This is a genomic window from Phaeobacter sp. B1627 (genome assembly GCF_006265095.1).
Taxonomy (GTDB): Bacteria; Pseudomonadota; Alphaproteobacteria; order Rhodobacterales; family Rhodobacteraceae; genus Epibacterium.
In genome coordinates this window covers 174,972-182,859 of record NZ_VCNK01000016.1, presented here as the reverse complement: position 1 = coordinate 182,859, position 7,888 = coordinate 174,972, and the positions used below count along the sequence as shown (strand labels likewise).

At 55.4% G+C, this 7,888-nt stretch carries 7 protein-coding genes and 2 pseudogenes; 1 reads left to right on the top strand and 8 read right to left on the bottom strand.

The features are described from left to right. Positions 1-486, bottom strand: a pseudogene (locus FGE21_RS09910) (helix-turn-helix domain-containing protein); the annotation flags it as partial. Positions 487-1,049: 563 nt separating this feature from the next. On the opposite strand from FGE21_RS09910, the pseudogene FGE21_RS09905 reads away from it, so the two are divergent. Next, positions 1,050-1,295: pseudogene (locus FGE21_RS09905) on the top strand (transposase); the annotation flags it as partial. A gap of 771 nt (positions 1,296-2,066) precedes the next feature. Here FGE21_RS09905 and FGE21_RS09900 read toward each other — a convergent pair. The 7 genes from FGE21_RS09900 to FGE21_RS09870 all read right to left on the bottom strand — a co-directional run bounded on the left by FGE21_RS09900 (position 2,067) and on the right by FGE21_RS09870 (position 7,810). Next, positions 2,067-3,389 carry a hypothetical protein gene (locus FGE21_RS09900; protein ID WP_139663122.1) on the bottom strand — a complete coding sequence of 441 codons (1,323 nt, stop codon included), beginning with the start codon at positions 3,387-3,389 and terminating at the stop codon, positions 2,067-2,069. 178 nt (positions 3,390-3,567) lie between these two features. Continuing rightward, positions 3,568-5,163 (bottom strand): SIR2 family protein, encoded by a 1,596-nt coding sequence (locus FGE21_RS09895; protein ID WP_139663121.1) that lies wholly within the window; start codon positions 5,161-5,163, stop codon positions 3,568-3,570. Between the two features lie 137 nt (positions 5,164-5,300). Continuing rightward, a complete protein-coding gene (tnpB, locus tag FGE21_RS09890; RefSeq protein ID WP_139663120.1) occupies positions 5,301-5,504 on the bottom strand; it encodes an IS66 family insertion sequence element accessory protein TnpB in 204 nt (67 codons plus the stop codon). Then, the gene (locus FGE21_RS09885; protein ID WP_176695407.1) at positions 5,501-5,905 is read right to left on the bottom strand and encodes a helix-turn-helix domain-containing protein; all 405 of its coding nucleotides are present in this window, start codon (positions 5,903-5,905) and stop codon (positions 5,501-5,503) included. Before FGE21_RS09885 ends, tnpB begins: the two co-directional genes overlap by 4 nt. Before the next feature lie 47 nt (positions 5,906-5,952). Beyond that, positions 5,953-6,456: a hypothetical protein gene (locus FGE21_RS09880; RefSeq protein WP_139663118.1), complete on the bottom strand. Its 504-nt coding sequence runs from the start codon at positions 6,454-6,456 to the stop codon at positions 5,953-5,955. 206 nt (positions 6,457-6,662) lie between these two features. Beyond that, entirely contained in the window at positions 6,663-7,130 is a 468-nt protein-coding gene (locus FGE21_RS09875) for a hypothetical protein (protein WP_139663117.1), read from the bottom strand. Between the two features lie 230 nt (positions 7,131-7,360). Continuing rightward, positions 7,361-7,810 (bottom strand): YtoQ family protein, encoded by a 450-nt coding sequence (locus FGE21_RS09870; protein WP_139663116.1) that lies wholly within the window; start codon positions 7,808-7,810, stop codon positions 7,361-7,363. Between the last annotated feature and the right edge of the window lie 78 nt (positions 7,811-7,888).

Sequence of the window (7,888 nt, the reverse complement as noted above, 5' to 3'; positions counted from 1 at the left end):
GTACAGGTAGAAGAACATGCCCGCCACCGGTCCCGGCACCCAGGTGATGTCCCAGGTCCAGACCTCACGGGGGGCCGTGGCCTCATAACTGGTCGGCCGCTTGCGCCTGATGGGCGGTCTTGCCCGGCCCCGGTGATGCTGCTGCCCGCGCTCGCGCAGGATGCGGTAAAAGCTGGATTCCGAGGCCAGATACTGCCCCCGATCGGCCAGTTTTGGCACAACCTGACTGGGCGGAAGGCTGGCGAATTCCGTTGAATTACAGACATCGAGCACGGCGGCCCGTTCATCCGCGCTCAGCTTGTTGGCCGGTTCCGGGCGCCACGCGAGGGGCCGCCGATCGGGCTGAACCTCGCCGCCGTTTGTCCAGCGCCGCAGGATGCGGTCGCTGATCTCCAGCTCGGCACAGGCCTTGGGGCGTCGCGCGCCTGCGGTGACGGCCTCTTCGATCAGCTGCGTGGCGGTTTGGCGATGTGGGGTGCTGATCATGCGTCCTCGTCGCCCCCCAGATCGCCGACGCCTTTTTTCTGAGAACCAGAAGGGCTGCCGTTTCGGCCAATGCGCGATCCTTGCGCGCGAGATCGCGTTCCAGTTCCTTGATCCGTTTCTTCTCGTCCTTCGTCACCTGACTTAGTCGGGCAGAACTGCTGCGATCCCAATCATTCGCCTGCTCACAAGCGCCGCGCCAAGCCAAGACCTGCTCTGGATAGAGGCCGCGCCTGCGGCAGTACTCGGCCAGATCGACCTCATTCAATGCAGCCGTTTCCAGCACAGCCGCAAACTTGTCCCGCGAAGACCAACCCTCGGGGCCAGCATCCGCATCCGGAAGAAGCTGCCCCTTGCCACGCGCTACGGCACGCCACTTGTGAAGAGTTGCCTCCGAGATGCCTTCTGCTCGCGACAGCTCCCTAATGGCCATGTTGTTCGGCGGAAGCATCCGCTTCAGCACGGCTGCTTTCCGTTCCGGTGAATATCCCACGTCATCGTCCTATCCCGCCCACCTGAAAAATAGAGGAAAAGTAGAGCACCGGACAACTTCCCTGACACAGGGGGACAACGTCACGCTCGACTTCTCACGGCCAGGAAAGCCAACGGACAATGGCTTCATTGAGGCATTTAACAGCAAGCTCCGGGCGGAATGCCTGAACGCCCATTGGTTCATGAGCCTTGCGGACGCCCGCGAAAAGCTGGAGGATTGGCGTAGGCACTACAACGAGGACAGACCTCACAGCGCAATCGGATACACCGTCCCGATTGCCATGCATTATCCCGATGGCGTTACCAGCCCGTCATCGTGACAGAGCCGGAAAAATCCAGCTCCCGGCGGTCCAAGGTTGGGCAGCAGAGCAGGTGTGCTTTCGTAGCAATTCGCGGCGGGGCCAGCATTGGGTGCAGGCAGGAACGAAGGAAAGGTCGCCGCGCATGGCCTCAGCGACGGCCTTCAGGAGGCCGGCCTGATTTTTTGCAAAAGGCGATTTCCTGCGCTCCGCTGACGCCGCCGCAGCCCGCAGCATCACATGAGGCAGCTTAGCCCTGCCGAGGGTCCGCTTCCGGGCAGGTGACCATAGATTTTCGCACCGGCAGCATCTTTGGCGCGGCCCCCCTTGTCTACGGCCGCTTCGGGCTGTGACCGACGAACTGCTGCAGCGAAGGGCACCGCCCTGGGCAATGGCAGCTCAGGGCTCTGTCGGTGAATTCGCCGCATCCTGCTTCAAGGATCGCTAGCACGCAAGTGGTCGCTGATCGACGGGTTACCGGTCAGTAAAGTGAGAGCGTGGCTGGCAACTACGTGAGATTTTGCAGATGTGGCCGAGCGCGACCAAATGCATTGATTTGTATCTTAAAAAAGATGCCGGAGCACAGTTGAAGCGTCAATGCGAAAGTTCTCGATCCCCATATCAATTGATCGAGCGGAGCAAATCTGCTGTGAAATACTGTTTCCCGAGATTTCTAAAGGAGATTTCTCGCTCGCGAAGAAGTTTCGCTTCCAGCCGATTCCGCGGAAAAACATTTGTTCGCGAGCGCAGAAGCCCGGTGTTATTAACGGGCGCGTGCGCCTTGAAACCCACTTAACTGAAATAGATATCGAGTCGCTCTGAGAATTCGGACCTTTCGTCGGCGGTCGCCACAAAGAGGGGCATGCCTCTTGAGGCTACCGATTGAACAACGCTCGTTCCGGGATGGCGCCAGTTGCTGAAATCATCCGCGGCAGCGACGCAGCGGGAAGGTCTGATACTGTCCAGCAAGTCAGGGTGGAAATTTCTTTCGGACCCGTGATGAGGCATGGTCAAAGTCGAAACCTGATCGAGAAGATGCTGGTAGTGTTCAAGGAAAAGGTCGAGGCGTTTTTTTTCTTTCAAAGCTGCATCTCCTGTTCCGAGCCAGCCGCCACCCTCGCTTAAGCGGAAACAGCCCAGCCAAGGCACTTCACAATCACCCGCAAACCATCGACCTTCGCTCTTGTCAGCGGGAGCTGCCGGACCTGAATACAGGCACAGGGAGGTCACGTTTAGGTCGGAAGCCACCTTCAGATACGCCGCTTTTAACTCTTCAACATGTTTTACAATTAAGTCCTTCACATAGTCGGCATTGCCCATCTGCTTTCTGACATCGGCGACTTTGAACCCTAGGCGCCTCGCGAGCATCCGTTCAAACTTCGCTATGCCGGCCTCGACCTTCGGATCAACATATGGGAGGATCAACCATTTCCAATCGCCATGCCCGACTGGAAGTTCAATCCCCACACTATCCGGTAGCGTGGAGATCCGGACAGAGTTTGCTGATCCGTTTCTTGAAGAATGAGTTCTGTGTACTATCCGCCCTTTCCCGACAAACCTCCACTCGGGAAGGGGCTTCCCATCATCGGAATCGAACTGGCCCTCGCTTTCTGGAAGAGGGGCATCCGGCTCGCTTGTTCCGCCTGGCGCGCCGTCGTCCGGCGCCCCGGGCCGCACTAGAACAATCTGACGCGGACCGAATTCGGAGAGCGCTTCTTCGGGACTAATGACGAAACGCCTAAAAAATTCACTACCTGCAGCGGAAGCGTCTTCCGCTATGCTCCGAGCGAAAGCGATCAGACGCTCTTGCACCGTCGTGAGCGGCATCATGATCGTATCAACTTTCAAACCAGATTTTTTGTCGAGCAAGCGCTCGATTCCGTTCACATGATCCTCGTGGATATGGGAAACCATAAGAAGGTTAAGAAGACGATTCGATCCAGGCAATTTAACAAAATCATCGATCTGCTTTTCTCGGGCCGCCTTGTACTTGGCCTTCGATCCGCAGTCGATAACGTACCTCAGCCTGCACGTACCGATTCGATCTTTCAGGTGACCGGAATGGAAAAAGCCCTGCCCAACCGGATGCTGCACGCGCGTATGAGAAACATCCATTAGATCGCCCCTTCAAAGTCAGTATTACAAAAACAAATTGCCGAGAGTGGGTGCGTGCGGAGTGTTCCAGACGCTCGCACTGCAGCAGACATCGCGGTTCAGTTTTTCTGGTCCATCCAAAAGCAACTTCAAGGCTGCCAAGAAACAAACCATGGATAGGCTGCAGTCTGGCCCGGCTTTAGACATCGAAGCCATAGGCCATTTTATCATAAAATGAGCATAGTTTTCGATAGAAAGAGGAGTATGGGTCAATGAAGTCGCTTGGGTTATGATCTGAGATGAATTTATTCAAGGCCTCTAGGTCAACTTCTTTTGGGTCTTGATGCGGAACGAATATCGCGACCTTTTCGGGCGCAGTCTCCGCTATGATTTCAGAAGTGGTCTTACTCGCCCAATGTTTGTCATATTGGCTTTTGTAGGACGACAAAGCATAACTCTTTTTCGCGATCCTCTCGCATACCGCCCGTGCAGACGTGTAGGGTGATGCATTAAGTTCTTCCGCATTTTTGATGCCCACATCGCGAAGATATCTAAAAACGGGTATGAAGGTAGTGCTCGACCTCCGAAAAATCGGAAAAGCAAGTTTTAGCAATTTCTTCGGATCAAAAATCGATTTATCCTTGGTGAAGTCCGTGTATATGTCAGAAAGATTGATACCCTGATATCCACTCTCCGCCAGTGCTCTCTCCCTCTGCCCGACAAGCTTTTCTTGCTTCTCAGATTGAGCTTGCGCGACACCAACGCCGACTACGAACTCCACCTCGTCGCTGTTATCCAGCTCGTCAATATCAATTACAGATATCTTTTTCTCAGGACTCTCGGATTTAACCAGTTCATACATCGGCTCTTTGCAATACCGAAGGACGCGAGCCGGTATTTTCCGCTTATTCTCATTGATTGCTGTATAAATACTGGAAAAGTCATCCGTCTCCAGAACTGTAGCGATGATATTTCTCCCGCCCTCGCTGAATGTGAATTTCTGAACGGAATCTTCTTTTCCTCCTGCCCGGCGCACAAAAATCAAGTTCTCGCTGAATTTCTCCAGTTTGTCGGGTGTCAGACACTCTGCAATGGAAAAAAAAATGGATTGGATGTGAGGGTCGGTTACGGAATACCCGATAAAGAAAATTGGATGCTCAATGAAAAGAGTTATTAGTTTAGCCGCCAAGTAGGGGTTTTTGCCCTCGAAGTCAACATAATCTTCTTCTGTCAGGACTAAGCTTTTCGGTCGGCTTGCGCACCCATGAATTTTGTAAATTTCCGCAATAGCTTGAGGGTTGGAGAATAGCAGCTCCTCTTGGCCGATGAACACTCGGTACTCTGGAAAAATCTCTTCGAGCAGAAAGTCCCAGTTCGTCGTAATGATACCATTGACGTTGGCGTCCTTCAGAATGGATAGTTCATTCTGAATTTCCTCTGCACCGACCCCAGACAAATCCACCTCAGACAGATACTCGCAAATCTCATTTTTGAGAGCATCAGACACTAGGTTTGTGTTTCCTTGGTATTTTTCCCTGGAGGCGCTAAATTTGGGGTCCCTCCACCAAATTTCATGGAAGTCTTTTGCAATGAGTCCCGCAGCCCTGGGGAGGTTTCCGTTTGCGGTCGCCGAATAGTAGTTGAACTCTCCTATGTCCTCACAGAATCGTGAGAGGAGACCTCGCCAGTCCTCTAGCGCTATGTATCGCCGTGAAAATCCAGACCCTACAAACAAGAATGGCGATCCTGATTTTGACTTGAGGAGATTTGCCGTCTCTTCCTTTAGATTTGCCATCTTTTCAACACTTTTGAGGGTCCACTGTTTTCAACTTAGTGCCGTTGGTGTTCAGTCGAACTGAACACCAACGATGTCTGGGAGACCAGTCAGACCTTCACCGATACGGCTACGATGTCAACCATCGAGAAGCTGGCTTATAGCACGGTTCCATTCGTAAATTCGGCAACCAGAAGCTTCAATCGGTCGGCACGCCGGGAACGAAAAACGTAAATCGCCCCGGAATAGGGATCGAGCTCGAAATTGTTGGCTACACAGGCGGCAAGCCCGTCCATACCCTTGCGGAAATCGACCGGTTCTGAGGCAAGGTAAATCCGGAAGTTGCTGGCAGGAGAAATCATTGGGCTGCCCCAACTGCCCGGAAAACCTCTGCCAAATGATCGACAGGATAACCGGGAGGTATCTCTATGACTGCCTCGCCGATGCTGATCCGGCAGAAACCACTGCTGTTAACCGAGGGTGAGTTTCCGTGTGGGGCTGCGGCAGGCGGCGGCACCGAAGGAGCAGTGACCTCGACAAAAGCTGGATTTGCGTTGTCAGCCTCGGCCTTACGGACCCAGAGAGCAACGAGCGACTTGTCGGCTCCGATAGCCTCGGCCGTCTCGCGGATTCTGGCACCGGAAAGAACTTTGTTGACTACCTTGGCGCGGAGCGCCTCAGGCCACATTCGTCGCCCGGAGGGCGAGACGGGGACCGTGCCCCCCCAAACCTTCACCTCCTCCGGCATCATTCCATCCAGCATCACCATCTCCTCGCATAAGGTGGTGCCAGTATCTCAAACCCCTTATTTTATTGAAACATGGGGTCTTTGCACCGCTTACTTTTCGGCAGACGGGCCGCAGTCCCGTAGTTCAGCGTCCTGCCGTCATGTCCCTGAAACCCCCAACGCGCCACCATGAACTGCATGCTGCGGGTTTCCTGCCCCCGCTCATCGCGCTCGATCCGCGCCCGCCAGGCACCTTCGCATTGCACCGGCAACTGAATTGAATTGACGTCCCGCATCTTGGCCCCCCGCAGCGCGTCCGCCTGCTGCGCCTGGGCGTACATATAGCGCAGCTGGCTATAGAGCGGCTGAAAATGGGGCCTGCGCCTGCCGGCGAAAATCACTGTGACATCCGTCCCTTCGGCATTGAACGCGCGTGCGGTACAGTCCCCCCGCGACGTGGCCCCGAAGACAGGCACCAACGCCAGCTGCACCTGGACAATACCCCCCTTGAACAGACCGCTGTCTTCATATTCCGGGGTGATTTTTCCGCGGGCGCGGCGTTCTATTCTTGGGATCTTTGGAAGCATGACATCAAAATTTGGACCGTGGACAGGAAAAGTAGCGTAAAACGCTCCTGCAACTATCCGGACGATATCTTAATAAACGGTAGCGATAGACAGCATTCGAGCAGCCACGCTGCCCCTTGAAACCACCCCCTGCGCCCGCCCTGTATCTGGTCAGACGGAAGGGCAAGGCAGAGATAGGCCGAGGCCCGGCAGACGCGTCGCTGCGCCTAAGACAAGGCGCGTTTGCCGCTGGTGATGGTTTTGCCATTGCGGTCGGTAAAGCCCCAGCGCGCCGCAAGAAACTGCAGGACCCGCATGTCTTCGCCGGTCTTGCTGCGCTCAAACCGGACGCGCCATGCGCCTTCGATCTGGGCGCCGAGCTGGATGCTGTTGACGGCAGGAGGGTCCTTGCGCAACCGCGCCGCAGAGTAATTTGCTTCGGTGAGCAGCCGCCTCAGCTCATCGTGCAGGGGGCCGAATTCCTGAATCCGCCGACCGGCAAATATTACGGTGATTTCTTCGTTTTCACTGACGAAGGCCCGCACCGCGATATCGCCACGGGGCGTTTTGGAAAAGGCAGGAACCAACGTCACCGCGATTTGCGTCACGCCGCGCTTGAACAGGCCCCGATCTTCACTTTCGGGGGTAACCTGGAAACGGGATCTCCTGCGATCTTGTTTGGGAGTATCGGTCATGGAACCACAAGTGTTTTTGCTGACAGGGACGACACTTCTTGCGCATCACCCTTTTCAATAGCAAGCACACCGTTAAAAAACTACTTATTCCCTGCCAACGGTGGCGTGTCTCCGGCCCCGGACGGGCCACCCTCACCGCACAAGACAAGAAAACCTGAGACCCGCAAATCTCAGGCCCGCAGATCTCAGGCCCGCAACTTCTGGACCGGTATTTCTCTGGAGGCTCGTGCTCAGCCCGGAAGCTGTCCCGTCAGCACATAGGTCAGGATCTCCACCACCTGCCGTGGCTCCTCGGCAACCGCAAGCGCGGCGGCATGGACCTCTTTCAGCGCATGGCTGTGCTCCGGGCCACTCAGGACGATGATCGACTTCCCGAGCGCCGCTGCATATCCCGCATCAAAGGCGGCATTCCACTGTTTGTATTTTTCGCCAAAGCGCACCACAACCACATCCGCCTCTTCGAGGCCCTTGCGGGTGCGGATGGCGTTCATTTTTGCGCCCTTGTGATCATGCCAGACCTTGCGGTCCTCCGCACCGAGAATCGCCACGCCACAATCATCGCTTGCAGCGTGGTCGGTCACAGGGCCGGAAAAGCGCACATCAAGGCCGCTGGCCCCGTCGATGATCTGATCGCGCCAGTCGGTGTGGATTTCTCCGGAAAGATATACGGCCAATGTCATTCAAAAAACCTCCTGCCTCTGCGGGTGTGAGTACGGCGCCGAGGTCACCCCCGGTCACTTAGGTCACCCCAATTGCAC

Excerpts from the sequence above, each read along its gene's own strand:
- FGE21_RS09900 (WP_139663122.1), bottom strand. The coding sequence starts at position 3,389 with ATGGATGTTTCTCATACGCGCGTGCAGCATCCGGTTGGGCAGGGCTTT.
- FGE21_RS09895 (WP_139663121.1), bottom strand. The coding sequence starts at position 5,163 with ATGGCAAATCTAAAGGAAGAGACGGCAAATCTCCTCAAGTCAAAATCA.
- tnpB (WP_139663120.1), bottom strand. The coding sequence starts at position 5,504 with ATGATTTCTCCTGCCAGCAACTTCCGGATTTACCTTGCCTCAGAACCG.
- FGE21_RS09885 (WP_176695407.1), bottom strand. The coding sequence starts at position 5,905 with ATGCTGGATGGAATGATGCCGGAGGAGGTGAAGGTTTGGGGGGGCACG.
- FGE21_RS09880 (WP_139663118.1), bottom strand. The coding sequence starts at position 6,456 with ATGCTTCCAAAGATCCCAAGAATAGAACGCCGCGCCCGCGGAAAAATC.
- FGE21_RS09875 (WP_139663117.1), bottom strand. The coding sequence starts at position 7,130 with ATGACCGATACTCCCAAACAAGATCGCAGGAGATCCCGTTTCCAGGTT.
- FGE21_RS09870 (WP_139663116.1), bottom strand. The coding sequence starts at position 7,810 with ATGACATTGGCCGTATATCTTTCCGGAGAAATCCACACCGACTGGCGC.